Below are 15,210 nucleotides of genomic sequence, written 5' to 3'. Positions count from 1 at the left end.
AGAAGACAATGCCAAAACGTACAGACATAAAAAGCATCCTGATCCTTGGCGCTGGCCCGATCGTCATCGGCCAGGCCTGCGAATTCGACTACTCCGGCGCGCAGGCGTGTAAAGCCCTGCGTGAAGAGGGTTACCGCGTTATCCTGGTGAACTCTAACCCGGCAACCATCATGACCGACCCGGAAATGGCCGATGCAACCTACATCGAGCCGATTCACTGGGAAGTGGTGCGTAAAATCATCGAGAAAGAGCGTCCGGACGCGGTGCTGCCAACGATGGGCGGCCAGACGGCGCTGAACTGCGCGCTGGAGCTGGAGCGTCAGGGCGTGCTGGCCGAGTTCGGCGTGACCATGATTGGCGCGACCGCCGACGCGATTGATAAAGCAGAAGACCGTCGCCGCTTCGACGTGGCGATGAAGAAAATCGGCCTCGACACCGCGCGTTCCGGTATCGCACACAACATGGAAGAAGCGCTGGCCGTCGCGGCTGACGTGGGCTATCCGTGCATCATCCGTCCATCGTTCACCATGGGCGGCACTGGCGGCGGCATCGCCTACAACCGCGAAGAGTTCGAAGAGATTTGCGAACGCGGTCTGGATCTCTCCCCAACCAAAGAGCTGCTGATTGATGAATCGCTGATTGGCTGGAAAGAGTACGAGATGGAAGTGGTGCGTGATAAAAACGACAACTGCATCATTGTCTGCTCCATCGAAAACTTCGATGCGATGGGTATCCACACCGGTGACTCCATCACCGTTGCGCCAGCCCAGACCCTGACCGACAAAGAGTATCAAATCATGCGTAACGCCTCGATGGCGGTACTGCGTGAAATCGGCGTGGAAACCGGCGGTTCTAACGTACAGTTCTCCGTGAACCCGAAAACCGGCCGTCTGATTGTTATCGAAATGAACCCGCGCGTGTCCCGTTCCTCCGCGCTGGCCTCTAAAGCGACCGGCTTCCCGATTGCGAAAGTGGCGGCGAAACTGGCGGTGGGTTATACCCTCGACGAGCTGATGAACGACATCACCGGTGGCCGCACGCCTGCCTCCTTTGAACCGTCCATCGACTACGTTGTGACCAAAATTCCTCGCTTTAACTTCGAGAAATTTGCGGGCGCGAACGACCGTCTGACCACCCAAATGAAATCTGTCGGTGAAGTGATGGCGATTGGCCGCACGCAGCAGGAATCCCTGCAGAAAGCGCTGCGCGGCCTCGAAGTGGGCGCGACCGGCTTCGACCCGAAAGTGAGCCTGGACGACCCGGAAGCGCTGACCAAAATCCGCCGCGAGCTGAAAGACGCAGGCGCAGAACGTATCTGGTACATCGCCGATGCCTTCCGTGCGGGCCTGTCCGTCGACGGCGTGTTCAACCTGACCAACATCGACCGCTGGTTCCTGGTGCAGATTGAAGAGCTGGTGCGTCTGGAAGATCAGGTCGCTGAGCTGGGCATCACCGGTCTGGACGCTGACTTCCTGCGCGTGCTGAAGCGTAAAGGCTTCGCCGATGCGCGTCTGGCTAAGCTGGCGGGCGTACGTGAAGCGGAAATCCGCAAGCTGCGCGACCAGTACGACCTGCACCCGGTCTACAAGCGCGTGGACACCTGTGCGGCAGAGTTCTCAACTGACACCGCCTACATGTACTCCACCTATGAAGACGAGTGCGAAGCGAATCCGTCCGTCGACCGCGACAAGATTATGGTGCTGGGCGGCGGTCCAAACCGTATCGGCCAGGGCATTGAGTTCGACTACTGCTGCGTGCACGCCTCCCTGGCGCTGCGTGAAGACGGTTACGAGACCATCATGGTCAACTGTAACCCGGAAACCGTATCGACCGACTACGACACCTCTGACCGCCTGTACTTCGAGCCGGTGACGCTGGAAGACGTGCTGGAAATCGTGCGCATCGAGAAGCCAAAAGGCGTTATCGTGCAATACGGCGGCCAGACCCCGCTGAAGCTGGCGCGCGCGCTGGAAGCAGCAGGCGTGCCGGTTATCGGCACCAGCCCGGACGCGATTGACCGTGCGGAAGACCGCGAGCGTTTCCAGCAGGCGGTTGACCGTCTGAAGCTGAAGCAGCCTGCGAACGCCACCGTGACCGCCATTGAAATGGCCGTTGAGAAGGCGAAAGACATAGGCTACCCGCTGGTGGTGCGTCCTTCCTACGTGCTGGGCGGCCGCGCGATGGAAATCGTTTATGACGAAGCCGACCTGCGCCGCTACTTCCAGACCGCGGTAAGCGTCTCCAACGATGCGCCAGTGCTGCTCGACCGCTTCCTCGACGACGCGGTGGAAGTTGACGTTGACGCCATCTGCGACGGCGAAATGGTGCTGATTGGCGGCATCATGGAGCACATCGAGCAGGCGGGCGTGCACTCCGGTGACTCCGCTTGTTCTCTGCCAGCGTACACCCTGAGCCAGGAGATTCAGGACGTGATGCGTCAGCAGGTGCAGAAGCTGGCCTTCGAGCTGCAGGTTCGCGGCCTGATGAACGTCCAGTTCGCGGTGAAAGACAACGAAGTCTACCTGATTGAAGTGAACCCGCGTGCGGCACGTACCGTACCGTTCGTCTCCAAAGCCACCGGCGTCCCGCTGGCGAAAGTGGCGGCGCGCGTGATGGCGGGCCAGACGCTGGCGCAGCAGGGCGTGACCAAAGAGATCATTCCACCGTACTACTCGGTGAAAGAAGTGGTGCTGCCGTTCAACAAATTCCCTGGCGTTGACCCGCTCTTAGGGCCAGAAATGCGCTCTACCGGGGAAGTGATGGGCGTGGGCCGCACCTTCGCAGAAGCGTTCGCGAAGGCGCAGTTGGGCAGTAGCTCCACCATGAGAAAATCAGGCCGTGCGCTGCTCTCCGTTCGCGAAGGCGACAAAGAGCGCGTGGTTGACCTGGCCGCCAAGCTGCTGAAACAGGGCTTCGAGCTGGATGCAACCCACGGTACGGCGATTGTGCTGGGTGAAGCCGGTATCAACCCGCGTCTGGTGAACAAGGTGCATGAAGGTCGTCCGCACATTCAGGACCGTATCAAGAATGGCGAATACACCTACATCATCAACACCACCGCAGGACGTCAGGCGATTGAAGATTCCAAGCTGATTCGCCGCAGCGCGCTGCAGTACAAAGTGCACTACGACACCACCCTGAACGGCGGTTTCGCAACGGCCATGGCGCTGAACGCGGATGCCACCGAGAAGGTGATTTCAGTGCAGGAAATGCACGCGCAGATTAGCAAGTAAGTTCACATGCCCGGTGCCGTTCGGTTGCCGGGCATTCTCCCCATCTTCAGAACCTTCTGGTTTTTCATCCGCTTTCAGTCAGTTAGCCTAAAATGGTTAGGTCGATAACGAAATTCAACTGAGAGCAGGGGAAAACACCATGCAAAATAAACTACTGATCGCTTCCGTTCTGGCTGCCACTGCAATGTTTACCGTTGCGGGCTGCTCGTCTAATCAGGCAGTTAAAACCACCGACGGCCGCACCATCGTCACCGATGGCAAACCTCAGGTGGATGATGATACCGGTCTGGTGTCGTATAAAAACGCCGAAACCGGTCAAACCGAGCAGATTAACCGCGACCAGGTGAAATCCATGGGTGAGCTGGATAACTAATTCAGAATTCTGACGTAAGCCCGTCAATAATATTCACTATTAGCCTGTTGAATTACTGACTACACTCTTTTGTTAAAAGAAAGCAGTAACAACAGGCTAATCAATGATTCTGATAATTTACGCGCACCCCTATCCGCAGCACTCGCATGCGAATAAGCGGATGCTTGAGCAGGTAAGGACGCTTGATAACGTAGAGATACGTTCCCTCTATCAACTCTATCCCGACTTTAATATCGATATCGCCGCCGAACAGGAGGCGCTTTCTCGTGCCGATCTGATTATCTGGCAGCATCCCATGCAGTGGTACAGCACGCCTCCGCTGTTGAAGCTGTGGATCGATAAAGTCTTCTCTCACGGTTGGGCATATGGTCATAACGGTCATGCGCTGAAGGGGAAAAGCCTGATGTGGGCCGTGACGACCGGCGGCGGTGAAAGCCACTTTGATATCGGCTCCTTCCCCGGCTTTGAGGTGCTGGCGCAGCCGCTACAGGCGACCGCGCTCTATTGTGGTTTGAACTGGCTGCCTCCTTTTGCGATGCACTGTACCTTTATTTGCGACGATGAAACCTTGCAGGCACAGACTCGCCACTACAAACAACGCTTACTTGAGTGGCAGGAGACGCACAATGGATAGCCATACGCTGATACAGGCACTGATTTATCTCGGCGCGGCGGCATTGATTGTCCCTGTGGCGGTTCGACTGGGGCTGGGATCCGTGCTCGGCTATCTGATTGCCGGGTGCGTGATTGGACCCTGGGGCCTTCGTCTGGTCACCGATGCCGAAGCGATACTGCATTTCGCTGAAATTGGCGTGGTGCTGATGCTGTTTGTGATTGGTCTGGAGCTGGATCCGCAGCGCTTATGGAAATTGCGTGCTTCCGTGTTTGGCGGCGGCGCGCTACAGATGGTGGCGTGTGGCCTGCTGCTGGGCGGGTTCTGCATCCTGCTGGGGATGGACTGGAAAGTGGCCGGGCTGATCGGCATGACGCTGGCGCTCTCCTCGACGGCCATTGCCATGCAGGCGATGAATGAGCGTAACCTGACGGTCTCCCAGATGGGCCGCAGCGCGTTCTCGGTGCTGCTGTTCCAGGACATTGCCGCCATCCCGCTGGTGGCGATGATCCCGCTGCTGGCCGCCAGCGGAGCATCAACGACGCTTGGCGCATTTGCACTCTCGGCGCTGAAAGTCGTCGGTGCTCTGATGCTGGTGGTCCTGCTTGGCCGATACGTCACCCGTCCACTGCTGCGCTTTGTTGCGCGCTCGGGCCTGCGCGAAGTGTTCAGTGCCGTTGCGTTATTCCTGGTGTTTGGCTTCGGTCTGCTGCTGGAAGAAGCCGGGCTGTCGATGGCAATGGGCGCCTTCCTGGCAGGCGTTCTGCTGGCAAGCTCCGAATACCGCCACGCGCTGGAAAGCGATATCGAGCCGTTTAAAGGCTTGCTGCTGGGGCTGTTTTTCATCGGCGTCGGGATGTCCGTCGACTTCGGCACGCTGGCCACGCATCCGCTGCGGATTGTTATCCTGCTGGTGGGTTTCCTGGTCATTAAAATGGCGGTACTGTGGCTGGTTGCCCGTCCTCTGAAGGTGCCAGGTAAACAACGTCGCTGGTTTGCCGCGCTGCTGGGGCAGGGGAGTGAATTCGCATTTGTGGTGTTTGGTGCAGCGCAGATGGCGAAGGTGCTCGATCCCGAGTGGGCCAAAGCGTTAACGCTAGCCGTGGCATTATCGATGGCCGCCACGCCTATCCTGCTGGTGCTGCTGACGCGTCTGGAAAAATCGGACAGCGAACAGGGGCGTGAAGCCGATGAGATTGACGAAGAACAGCCGCGAGTGATTATCGCTGGATTCGGGCGCTTCGGGCAGATCACCGGCCGTTTGCTGCTCTCCAGCGGCGTTAAAATGGTCATTCTCGATCACGATCCTGACCACGTAGAAACCCTGCGTAAATTCGATATGAAAGTATTCTATGGTGATGCTACCCGCGTCGATTTGCTGGAGTCGGCCGGGGCTGCGAAAGCCGAGGTGCTGATCAATGCCATTGACGATCCGCAAACCAGTCTGCAGCTGGTTGAGCTGGTCAAAGAGCATTTCCCTGACCTGACGATTATCTCCCGCGCGCGCGATGTGGATCACTACATCCAGCTGCGACAGGCTGGCGTCGTAGCGCCGGAGCGTGAAACCTTCGAAGGTGCGCTTAAATCTGGTCGAATGGCGCTGGAAAGCCTGGGGCTGGGGGCGTATGAGGCGCGTGAGCGTGCCGATCTGTTCCGCCGCTTTAACACCGGAATGGTCGAGGAGATGGTGGAGATGGCGAGCAGCACGGCTTCAGACCGGGCAGCTGTGTTTAAACGTACCAGCGCGATGCTGACTGAAATTATTAACGAGGACCGCAATCACCTGTCGCTTACCCAGCGTCACGGCTGGCAAGGAACGGAAGAGGGCAAGCACACCGGGGATCCTCAGGATGAACCGGAAAGTAAACCGTCCGCGTGAAGTGGAGTTGCCAGCAATATTAAAAAATTTCTGTTTCTTTACCCTGCCGCCAGTCGACGAAAGATTAAGCTTTCCGTATAGTGGCGGCAATTTTTTGCATCCGGGAAATTTTCAATGATCAGTCTGATTGCAGCGCTGGCGGTAGACCGCGTTATCGGCATGGAAAATGCCATGCCGTGGAACCTGCCTGCCGATCTCGCATGGTTTAAACGTACGACGTTAAACAAGCCGGTAGTGATGGGCCGCCTGACCTGGGAGTCGATTGGTCGTCCATTACCGGGCCGTAAGAATATTGTGATCAGTAGCCAGCCTGGCACTGACGATCGCGTTCAGTGGGTGAAATCCGTTGATGAAGCGATTGCCGCCTGTGGTGATGCTGAAGAGATCATGGTGATCGGCGGCGGACGCGTGTATGAGCAGTTCCTGCCAAAAGCGCAGAAATTGTATCTGACCCACATTGATGCGGAAGTGGAAGGGGATACCCATTTCCCGGATTACGATCCGGACGAGTGGGAATCGGTATTCAGCGAATTCCACGATGCGGATGCACAGAACTCACATAGCTACTGCTTCGAAATTCTGGAACGTCGTTAAGTGATTTTCCCTCTCCCACAGGGAGAGGGAATAACGTATCAGGAGGCGACAGCCTCACCTTCTCCTAAGTCCAGCTGTCGGTTGGACGGCTGTACGAAGTACGTTTTATCTTCCCACCGTAAGCAGGTTAACTCCCCACCCCAGCAGCATCCGGTATCCAGACCGTAAATCCCTTCCGGCGTCCCTTTACCTTCCAGCGCCGCCCAGTGACCAAACACGACGCTGTACTCGCTTGTCACCGGTCCCGGAATGGCAAACCACGGTTTCAGCGGTGCAGGCGCGCTTTCCGGCGTCTCTTTGGAATACATGTCCAGCTGTCCGTTCGGGAAGCAGAAACGCATACGGGTGAAGGCGTTGGTGATAAAACGCAGACGGGCCAGACCGCTGAGATCCTCGCTCCAGTGGTTCGGCATATCGCCGTACATGGCATCGAGGAAGAAAGGATACGAGTCGCTTGCCAGCACCGCCTCAACATCGCGCGCGCAGGCTTTTGCCGTCTCGAGATCCCATTGTGGCGTGATCCCGGCATGGGCCATGACCAGCTTTTTCTCTTCATCGATCTGCAGCAGCGGCTGACGACGCAGCCAGTTGATCAGATCGTCCGCGTCCGGTGCTTCAAGCAGGGGGGTAATACGATCTTTCGGTTTATTGCGGCTGATCCCGGCGAATACCGCCAGCAGATGCAGATCGTGATTGCCCAGAACCATGCGCACGCTGTCGCCCAGTGATTTAACGAAACGTAAAACCTCAAGGGAGCCCGGGCCACGCGCCACTAAATCGCCCGTCAGCCACAGCATGTCCTGTCCTGGCGTAAAGTCGACCTGCTTTAATAATGCGATCAGTTCATCGTAGCAACCGTGAACGTCGCCAATCAGATATGTAGACATTGGATTAATGAATGAATGTTGTAACGGCGAGACGGAATACGGGAATGGCAACGCGGAAGCCATTGCCATCGACGTCGACCATTTCATAATGGCCTTGCATGGTACCCATTGGCGTTTCGATCACCGCGCCGCTGGTGTACTGATATTCTTCGCCAGGAGCGATATGCGGTTGTTCACCCACCACGCCTTCGCCCTGGACTTCAATTTCACGACCATTGCCGTTCGTGATAAGCCAATAGCGCCCGCGCAGCTGCACGGGCATCCGCCCCAGATTGCGGATGGTCACGGTGTAAGCAAAGACAAAACGTTCTTCATCCGGTGAGGACTGCGATTCAACATAGACGCTTTGTACATGGACACATACGCGGGGCGAATCAATCATGGCTTAACTCTCCTTCGGCGGCGCATTTTCGCTGATGTAATTAGCCAGCTTGCAGTACTGCTCTACGGAAATGTTTTCCGCTCGCATTGCCGGGTCGATCCCCAGCTCGGCTAACACCTCAACGGTAAATGAGTTGCTCAGGCTGTTACGGATCGTTTTACGACGCTGGTTAAAGGCCTCTGTGGTGACGCGGCTCAGTACACGCAGATCTTTTACCGGGTACGGTTTCGTTTTGTGCGGCACAAGGCGCACAACCGCAGAGTCTACTTTCGGTGGCGGTGTGAACGCTGACGGCGGTACTTCGAGTACCGGGATCACGTTGCAGTAATATTGTGCCATCACGCTTAAACGACCATACGCTTTACTGTTCGGGCCTGCAACCAGACGGTTAACAACCTCTTTTTGCAACATGAAGTGCATGTCGGCAATGGCATCAGTATAGCTAAACAGGTGGAACATCAGCGGGGTGGAAATGTTGTACGGCAGGTTACCGAACACGCGCAGCGGCTGGCCCATTTTCTCTGACAGTTCGCCAAAGTTCATGGTCATGGCATCCTGCTGATAAATGGTCAACTTCGGCCCGAGGAACGGATGTGTTTGCAGGCGTGCGGCCAGATCGCGGTCCAGCTCGATAACCGTGAGTTCGTCAAGGCGTTCGCCTACTGGCTCGGTCAGTGCGGCAAGGCCCGGGCCGATTTCGACCATCGCCTGACCTTTTTGCGGATTAATAGCCGAGACAATGCTTTCGATCACGAACTGATCGTTAAGGAAGTTTTGCCCGAAACGTTTACGGGCTAAGTGGCCCTGATGGACTCGATTAGTCATTGAGTATTAACAATCATTTTGATGGCGAGATTAAGCGCCGTAATAAAACTGCCGACATCCGCTTTCCCCTGGCCTGCCAGATCCAGCGCAGTACCGTGGTCAACGGACGTTCGAATAAAGGGTAAACCGAGGGTGATATTCACGCCGCGGCCAAAGCCCTGGTATTTTAGCACGGGGAGGCCCTGATCGTGGTACATCGCGAGCACGGCGTCGGCATTATCCAGGTATTTGGGCTGGAAAAGGGTGTCCGCAGGCAGTGGCCCGCTGAGATTCATCCCTTTTTCCCGCATTTCGTTGAGCACCGGAATGATGGTGTCGATCTCTTCGGTGCCCATGTGTCCGCCTTCGCCCGCATGCGGATTCAGGCCACAAACCAGCACGTGCGGCTGCGGGATGCCGAATTTCGTCTGCAGATCGTGATGCAAAATCCCGATGATCTCGCGCAGGAGTTCAGGGGTGATGGCATCAGGAATGGCTTTGATGGGCAGATGGGTGGTCACCAGCGCGACACGCATCTCTTCCGTCGCCAGCATCATCACCACTTTCGGACTGTGCGAACGTTCTTCAAAGAACTCGGTGTGTCCGGTAAAGGGGATCCCCGCGTCGTTGATAACGCCTTTATGCACCGGACCGGTGATCAGCGCCGCGAACTCGCCGTTCAGGCAGCCGTCGCAGGCGCGCGCCAGCGTCTCGACAACGTAGCGCCCGTTTTCAGTGCTGAGTTGACCGGGGACGACAGGGGTGCGAAGAGGAACCGACAGAAGCGTGAGGGTGCCCGCTTGCTGCGGTACGGGCTGCTGGCCTTCAACATAAGGGAGGAGCGTTAAAGGCAGACCGAGCAATGTTGCCCGGTCTTGTAACAGTGTTGCATCTGCGCAGACAACCAGTTCCACCGGCCAGCTGCGCTGGGCGAGCTGGACGACGAGGTCAGGCCCAATCCCGGCGGGCTCGCCGGGCGTGATCACAACACGATGCTGTTTCATCAGTTGCTCAGCACTTTCACGTAAGCGCTGGCGCGTTGTTCCTGCATCCAGGTTGCCGCTTCTTCAGAGAATTTGCGGTTGAACAGCATACGGTAAGCTCTGTCTTTCTGGGCCGCATCGGTTTTATCGACGTTGCGGGTATCCATCAGTTCAATCAGATGCCAGCCGAAGGAAGAGTGCACAGGTGCGCTCAGCTGACCTTTGCTCATTCTCGTCAACGCGTCGCGGAAAGCCGGATCGTAGATATCGGCCGCAGCCCAGCCCAGATCGCCACCCTGGTTAGCAGAGCCTGGATCCTGAGAGAACTCTTTTGCCGCATTCGCAAAGGAGGTTTTGCCGCTCTTGATGTCAGCTGCAATCTGTTCCAGCTTCGCACGCGCCTGATCGTCAGTCATGATCGGAGACGGTTTCAGCAGAATGTGGCGAGCGTGAACTTCCGTGACGGAAATGCTCTGGCTCTGACCGCGCAGATCGTTCACTTTCAGAATGTGGAAGCCTACACCTGAACGGATTGGACCGACGATGTCCCCTTTCTTCGCCGTGCTCAGCGCCTGGGCAAAGAGGGATGGCAGTTCCTGAATACGGCCCCAGCCCATCTGGCCGCCTTTCAGCGCCTGCTGGTCAGCAGAATAGGTGATGGCCAGCTTGCCAAAGTCACCGCCGTTACGCGCCTGCTCAACGATAGAACGCGCCTGGCTTTCCGCTTCAGCCGCCTGATCGGAGGTTGGGTTTTCCGGAAGCGGGATCAAAATGTGGCTCAGGTTCAGTTCGGTGCTGGCATCGTTCTGGTTACCCACCTGCTTAGCCAGCGCGTCCACTTCCTGAGGCAGGATGGTGACGCGGCGACGCACTTCGTTGTTACGCACTTCTGAAATCAGCATCTCTTTACGGATCTGATTACGGTAAGTGGCGTAGCTGATGCCATCGTAGGCCAGACGGCTGCGCATCTGGTCCAGGGTCATATTGTTCTGTTTCGCAATGTTCGTGATCGCCTGATCGAGCTGCTCGTCAGAGACCTTCACACCCATTTTTTGACCCATCTGCAGGACGATCTGATCCATGATCAGACGTTCCAGGATCTGGTGGCGCAGCGTTGCGTCATCCGGAAGCTGCTGACCTGCCTGGCCCGAATTGAGCTTTACAGACTGCATTAAACCGTCAACGTCACTTTCAAGCACGACGCCGTTGTTAACCACAGCGGCGACTTTATCAACAACCTGGGGGGCCGCGAAGCTAGTATTCGCAACCATGGCGACACCGAGCAGCAGCGTTTTCCAGTTCTTCATACTTTTTCCATTTCAATTAACCGCAAAGCGGATTATGTTGCAAATCAAGCACATTACAAGGAACTGCGGTAAGGCAGAATGTTCGAGCGCAGCATCTGCTGCGTGCCCAGACCGTAGTTGGAACTCAGGCCGCGCAGCTCGACATTAAAGCCAATCACGTTATCGTATTTGCCCTGACTGTTTTGAGTATCCCAGCCGTTAAGTTTGCGTTCGTAGCCGACACGCAGCGCGTAACAGCAGGAGTTATATTGCAGACCTAGCATCTGGTCAGCGGGTTTTTGGGCATTCGTGTCATAGTAGTAGGCTCCGACGATTGACCAACGATCGGCGATTGGCCAGCTCGCGGCGCCACCCACCTGCGAAATCCCGTCTTTGTACTGGTCAGCATTGGCGTAGTTCGGCAATGTCGCCTGAATATATTCCGGGCTGGCATAACGGTACGTCAACTGCACCATACGGTCTTCATCACGACGGTATTCAATGGCAGCACTGCCCGTTGCGATGTTATCCAGTCGAGTATCGTACTGAACACCACCGCGCAGACCCCAACGATCGGTCATGCGCCAGTAGGTATCACCTGCCCACACCAGTGAACCCGTTTTGTTGTCTTTCTCCCAGTTAATGTCGTCATCACCGGTACGAGACTCGGTGAAATAGTAGATTTGACCAACAGAAACGTTAAAACGTTCAACGGCAGATTCATCATAAACGCGCGTTGTGACGCCGGTCGTTAACTGGTTAGCTGACGCAATACGGTCGAGACCCCCATAGGTCCGGTCACGGAACAGGCCGCTGTAGTCAGACTGCAGGAAAGAGGAGTCGTAGTTCTGAATTTTGCTCTGATCGCGATAAGGGACGTAGAGATACTGCATACGCGGTTCAAGCGTCTGGGTATACCCATCAGACAGCAGGCCCATATCGCGTTCGAAAATCAGCTTCCCGTCCATCTTGAACTGAGGAAGCGTACGGTTTACCGATTCGTCAAGATCGGTGCCATAGCGATTGTTGTACCAGTCGACATTTTTCTGCTGGTAATGCGTCGCCATCAGTTTGGCTTCGGTGTTCAGGCTTGCCCAGTCGTTCGACAAAGGTAAGTTAATGGTTGGTTCGAGATGAAGACGCGTAGCCTCTGGCATGTCCGAGTTGGTGTTGACGAAGTGCACCGCCTGGGCGTAGACGCGGGTGTCGAAAGGACCGACATCGTTCTGATACCAGTTGACGTCCAGCTGCGGTTCAGCACCATAGGTGCTGGCCGTTTGGGTGTTAAAGACCTGGAACTGCTTGGTCGACACCGTGGCGTTAAAGTTCTCAATGGCGTAGCCCACGCTGAATTTCTGCGTGGCGTAGCCGTCCGTACTGGAACCGTATTTTGAGTCAAAGTCGTTGAAATAATACGGATCGCTAACTTTGGTATAGTCGACGTTGAAGCGCCAGACCTGATCCATCACCCCGGCATGCTGCCAGTAATACATCCAGCGGTGTTTATCACCTTCGGTGGGGTGCTCGTCCTGGAAGACTTTGTCCGATGGCAGATAATCAAACTCCATCAAACCGGCACCCGCTTTGGTCAGATAGCGGAACTCGTTTTCCCACATGATGTTACCGCGCTTATGGATATAGTGCGGCGTGATCGTCGCATCCATGTTTGGCGCGATATTCCAGTAATACGGCAGGTAGAACTCAAAGTAGTTCGAGGTGCTGTATTTGGCATTCGGGATCAAGAAACCGGAACGTCGTTTGTCGCCTACGGGAAGCTGCAGGTAAGGGCTGTAGAAAACAGGGACCGGGCCGAGCTTAAAGCGGGCGTTCCAGATCTCCGCGACCTGTTCTTCACGATCGTGAATAACTTCACTGCCCACCACGCTCCAGGTATTCGAGCCCGGCAGACAGGAGGTGAAGGAACCGTTTTCCAGAATCGTATAGCGGTTTTCACCGCGCTGTTTCATCAGGTCAGCTTTACCGCGCCCCTGACGACCCACCATCTGGTAATCACCCTCCCAGACGTTGGTATCTTTTGTATTCAGATTTGACCAGGCTTTCGGACCTTTCAGGATGACCTGGTTGTCGTCATAGTGCACATTACCCAGCGCATCCACCGTACGTACTGGCGCAGCCGCACCTTCTGGTTGCTTCTGATGCAATTGCACTTCATCTGCCTGCAGACGGCTATTGCCCTGGTTAATATCGACATTGCCCGTAAAGGTGGCATTGTCAGGATAATTACCTTTTGCATTGTCGGCATTGATGGTAACCGGCAAGTCATTCGTATCGCCCTCAACCAGTGGACGATCGTAACTTGGGACGCCAAGCATACATTGCGAGGCGAGATCGGCTGCCAGCCCCTGTTGGCTGTACAGAGCGGCGCCAATCATTGTGGCCAGGAGGGTGGGGATACGTTTTTTCATACGTTGTATTTTATTGTTCCGTCATCAGTGGCTACGGCTTACAAACGCTCAGAGACTATCTTACTCATCAGCGCAGTACCAGCGTTAATCCTGCCCGTTTGCGTGCCAGAGTGTTAGGCTCGCTATCGAATGACGAGTATGATAATGCAAATTATAGGCGATGTCCCTCAATTGACCGTGGCGCGACCACTGTAATGATGGCGTTGCGTCGAACCAGGAACATGACTATTCGGGGAGTATATGCAGTATTGGGGTAAAATCATCGGCGTTGCGTTCGCATTAATCATGGGCGCTGGCTTTTGGGGCGTGGTACTGGGCCTTATTATCGGCCATATGTTTGATAAGGCACGCAGCCGCAAAATGGCCTGGTTCGCCAACCAGCGCGAGCGTCAGTCGCTCTTTTTCTCCACCACCTTTGAGGTGATGGGGCATTTAACCAAATCAAAAGGGCGCGTCACCGAAGCCGATATTCAGATTGCCAGCGTATTCATGGATCGCATGAATCTGCACGGTGAATCTCGCGTGGCGGCGCAAAATGCGTTTCGTATCGGTAAAGCGGATAACTATCCGCTGCGTGAAAAAATGCGTCAGTTCCGCAGCATCTGCTTCGGACGTTTTGATTTAATTCGGATGTTTCTGGAGATCCAAATTCAGGCGGCCTTCGCCGATGGCTCCCTTCATCCCAATGAGCGGGACGTTTTATACGTCATTGCTGAAGAACTGGGGATCTCCCGCATGCAGTTCGACCAGTTCCTGCGCATGATGCAGGGTGGCGCGCAGTTTGGCGGGGGTTACCAGCAGCAATCCTCCGGTGGCGGCTGGCAGCAGACGCAGCGTGGCCCGACGCTGGAAGATGCCTGCAACGTGCTTGGCGTAAAGCCTTCTGACGATCAGACCACGATCAAGCGTGCCTATCGTAAGCTCATGAGCGAGCATCATCCGGACAAGCTGGTCGCGAAAGGTTTACCGCCAGAGATGATGGAGATGGCGAAGCAGAAAGCGCAGGAAATTCAGAAAGCCTACGAGCTGATAAAAGAGCAAAAAGGTTTTAAATAAAAAATGGCCCGATGATATCGGGCCATTTTTTTTAGAAGTCCACGGGAGCCTTAAAGGTCATCGCATTGCCAAAAACCGGATGGGTAATGGTGAGGGTCTGCGCATGCAGCAGCAGGCGCGGAGCCAGCGCCAGCGCTTCTGGCGGCGCGTAAAACCGGTCTCCCAGAATCGGGTGGCCCAGGGCGAGCATATGCACGCGCAGCTGGTGGGAGCGCCCGGTAATCGGCTTAAGCAGGACGCGCGCGGTGTTATCCGGCGCGTATTCCAGCACTTCATACTCGGTTTGCGCCGCCTTGCCGGTTTCATAGCACACCTTCTGCTTTGGCCGGTTCGGCCAGTCGCAGATCAGCGGTAGATCCACCAGACCTTCCGCCGTCGCCGGATGGCCCCAGACGCGCGCGACGTACTGCTTTTTCGGTTCGCGCTCGCGGAACTGGCGTTTCAGCTCGCGTTCCGCTTCTTTATGCAGAGCCACCACAATCACGCCGCTGGTGGCCATGTCGAGGCGATGGACGGACTCCGCCTGCGGATAATCGCGCTGAATACGCGTCATCACGCTGTCTTTGTGCTCGTCCAGACGCCCCGGCACGGACAACAGGCCGCTTGGCTTGTTGACCACCATAATGTGCTCATCCTGATAAAGGATGACCAGCCAGGGATCCTGAGGGGGATTGTAGGGCTCCATCACCATCTT

Annotated in this window: 13 protein-coding genes; 6 read left to right on the top strand and 7 right to left on the bottom strand. The window is 55.9% G+C overall.

The features are described from left to right. Nucleotides 1-8 precede the first annotated feature (8 nt). From carB to folA, 5 genes are all read left to right on the top strand, one after another. Nucleotides 9-3,233, top strand: a complete 3,225-nt coding sequence (gene carB, locus EXW94_RS22650; RefSeq protein WP_174341066.1) for a carbamoyl-phosphate synthase large subunit — start codon at nt 9-11, stop codon at nt 3,231-3,233. A gap of 139 nt (nt 3,234-3,372) precedes the next feature. Further along, a complete protein-coding gene (locus EXW94_RS22645; protein ID WP_010427047.1) occupies nt 3,373-3,606 on the top strand; it encodes a YgdI/YgdR family lipoprotein in 234 nt (77 codons plus the stop codon). A gap of 103 nt (nt 3,607-3,709) precedes the next feature. Next, on the top strand, nt 3,710-4,240 hold the full coding sequence (kefF, locus tag EXW94_RS22640) for a glutathione-regulated potassium-efflux system oxidoreductase KefF (protein WP_174341065.1): 531 nt from the start codon (nt 3,710-3,712) through the stop codon (nt 4,238-4,240). Then, nucleotides 4,233-6,098, top strand: a complete 1,866-nt coding sequence (kefC, locus tag EXW94_RS22635) for a glutathione-regulated potassium-efflux system protein KefC (RefSeq protein WP_108417115.1) — start codon at nt 4,233-4,235, stop codon at nt 6,096-6,098. The genes kefF and kefC overlap by 8 nt, the downstream gene beginning before the upstream one ends. Before the next feature lie 114 nt (nt 6,099-6,212). Then, on the top strand, nt 6,213-6,692 hold the full coding sequence (folA, locus tag EXW94_RS22630) for a type 3 dihydrofolate reductase (RefSeq protein WP_003856431.1): 480 nt from the start codon (nt 6,213-6,215) through the stop codon (nt 6,690-6,692). 38 nt (nt 6,693-6,730) lie between these two features. Here the strand turns inward: folA and apaH are convergent, their stop codons facing one another. The 6 genes from apaH to lptD are packed head-to-tail and all read right to left on the bottom strand — an operon-like array spanning nt 6,731 to nt 13,460. After that, the gene (gene apaH / locus EXW94_RS22625) at nt 6,731-7,579 is read right to left on the bottom strand and encodes a bis(5'-nucleosyl)-tetraphosphatase (symmetrical) ApaH (protein WP_029484936.1); all 849 of its coding nucleotides are present in this window, start codon (nt 7,577-7,579) and stop codon (nt 6,731-6,733) included. A gap of 4 nt (nt 7,580-7,583) precedes the next feature. Continuing rightward, nucleotides 7,584-7,961 (bottom strand): Co2+/Mg2+ efflux protein ApaG, encoded by a 378-nt coding sequence (gene apaG, locus EXW94_RS22620; RefSeq protein ID WP_089599206.1) that lies wholly within the window; start codon nt 7,959-7,961, stop codon nt 7,584-7,586. A 3-nt stretch (nt 7,962-7,964) separates the two neighbouring features. Further along, nucleotides 7,965-8,786: a 16S rRNA (adenine(1518)-N(6)/adenine(1519)-N(6))-dimethyltransferase RsmA gene (rsmA, locus tag EXW94_RS22615; protein WP_010427042.1), complete on the bottom strand. Its 822-nt coding sequence runs from the start codon at nt 8,784-8,786 to the stop codon at nt 7,965-7,967. Continuing rightward, nucleotides 8,783-9,769 (bottom strand): 4-hydroxythreonine-4-phosphate dehydrogenase PdxA, encoded by a 987-nt coding sequence (gene pdxA / locus EXW94_RS22610; protein WP_042717204.1) that lies wholly within the window; start codon nt 9,767-9,769, stop codon nt 8,783-8,785. The genes rsmA and pdxA overlap by 4 nt, the downstream gene beginning before the upstream one ends. Then, complete coding sequence (surA, locus tag EXW94_RS22605) at nt 9,769-11,055, bottom strand: peptidylprolyl isomerase SurA (RefSeq protein ID WP_108417113.1); 1,287 nt, start codon at nt 11,053-11,055, stop codon at nt 9,769-9,771. Before surA ends, pdxA begins: the two co-directional genes overlap by 1 nt. Before the next feature lie 53 nt (nt 11,056-11,108). Further along, entirely contained in the window at nt 11,109-13,460 is a 2,352-nt protein-coding gene (gene lptD / locus EXW94_RS22600; protein WP_174341064.1) for an LPS assembly protein LptD, read from the bottom strand. 240 nt (nt 13,461-13,700) lie between these two features. Between lptD and djlA the strand changes: the two genes are divergently transcribed. Next, nucleotides 13,701-14,516: a co-chaperone DjlA gene (djlA, locus tag EXW94_RS22595; protein WP_100165493.1), complete on the top strand. Its 816-nt coding sequence runs from the start codon at nt 13,701-13,703 to the stop codon at nt 14,514-14,516. 31 nt (nt 14,517-14,547) lie between these two features. On the opposite strand, the gene rluA is transcribed toward djlA, so the two are convergent. Continuing rightward, nucleotides 14,548-15,207, bottom strand: coding sequence for a bifunctional tRNA pseudouridine(32) synthase/23S rRNA pseudouridine(746) synthase RluA (gene rluA / locus EXW94_RS22590; RefSeq protein WP_148401115.1), 660 nt, complete (start codon nt 15,205-15,207; stop codon nt 14,548-14,550). Nucleotides 15,208-15,210: the final 3 nt, after the last annotated feature.

It is taken from the genome of Enterobacter sp. JMULE2, from assembly GCF_013337145.1.
In the GTDB taxonomy this organism is placed as follows: domain Bacteria; phylum Pseudomonadota; class Gammaproteobacteria; order Enterobacterales; family Enterobacteriaceae; genus Enterobacter; species Enterobacter mori.
The sequence above is the reverse complement of the archived record's forward strand: the minus strand, read 5'-3'. Positions and strand labels throughout refer to the sequence as shown.

Excerpts from the sequence above, each read along its gene's own strand:
- carB (WP_174341066.1), top strand. The coding sequence starts at position 9 with ATGCCAAAACGTACAGACATAAAAAGCATCCTGATCCTTGGCGCTGGC.
- EXW94_RS22645 (WP_010427047.1), top strand. The coding sequence starts at position 3,373 with ATGCAAAATAAACTACTGATCGCTTCCGTTCTGGCTGCCACTGCAATG.
- kefF (WP_174341065.1), top strand. The coding sequence starts at position 3,710 with ATGATTCTGATAATTTACGCGCACCCCTATCCGCAGCACTCGCATGCG.
- kefC (WP_108417115.1), top strand. The coding sequence starts at position 4,233 with ATGGATAGCCATACGCTGATACAGGCACTGATTTATCTCGGCGCGGCG.
- folA (WP_003856431.1), top strand. The coding sequence starts at position 6,213 with ATGATCAGTCTGATTGCAGCGCTGGCGGTAGACCGCGTTATCGGCATG.
- apaH (WP_029484936.1), bottom strand. The coding sequence starts at position 7,579 with ATGTCTACATATCTGATTGGCGACGTTCACGGTTGCTACGATGAACTG.
- apaG (WP_089599206.1), bottom strand. The coding sequence starts at position 7,961 with ATGATTGATTCGCCCCGCGTATGTGTCCATGTACAAAGCGTCTATGTT.
- rsmA (WP_010427042.1), bottom strand. The coding sequence starts at position 8,786 with ATGACTAATCGAGTCCATCAGGGCCACTTAGCCCGTAAACGTTTCGGG.
- pdxA (WP_042717204.1), bottom strand. The coding sequence starts at position 9,769 with ATGAAACAGCATCGTGTTGTGATCACGCCCGGCGAGCCCGCCGGGATT.
- surA (WP_108417113.1), bottom strand. The coding sequence starts at position 11,055 with ATGAAGAACTGGAAAACGCTGCTGCTCGGTGTCGCCATGGTTGCGAAT.
- lptD (WP_174341064.1), bottom strand. The coding sequence starts at position 13,460 with ATGAAAAAACGTATCCCCACCCTCCTGGCCACAATGATTGGCGCCGCT.
- djlA (WP_100165493.1), top strand. The coding sequence starts at position 13,701 with ATGCAGTATTGGGGTAAAATCATCGGCGTTGCGTTCGCATTAATCATG.
- rluA (WP_148401115.1), bottom strand. The coding sequence starts at position 15,207 with ATGGTGATGGAGCCCTACAATCCCCCTCAGGATCCCTGGCTGGTCATC.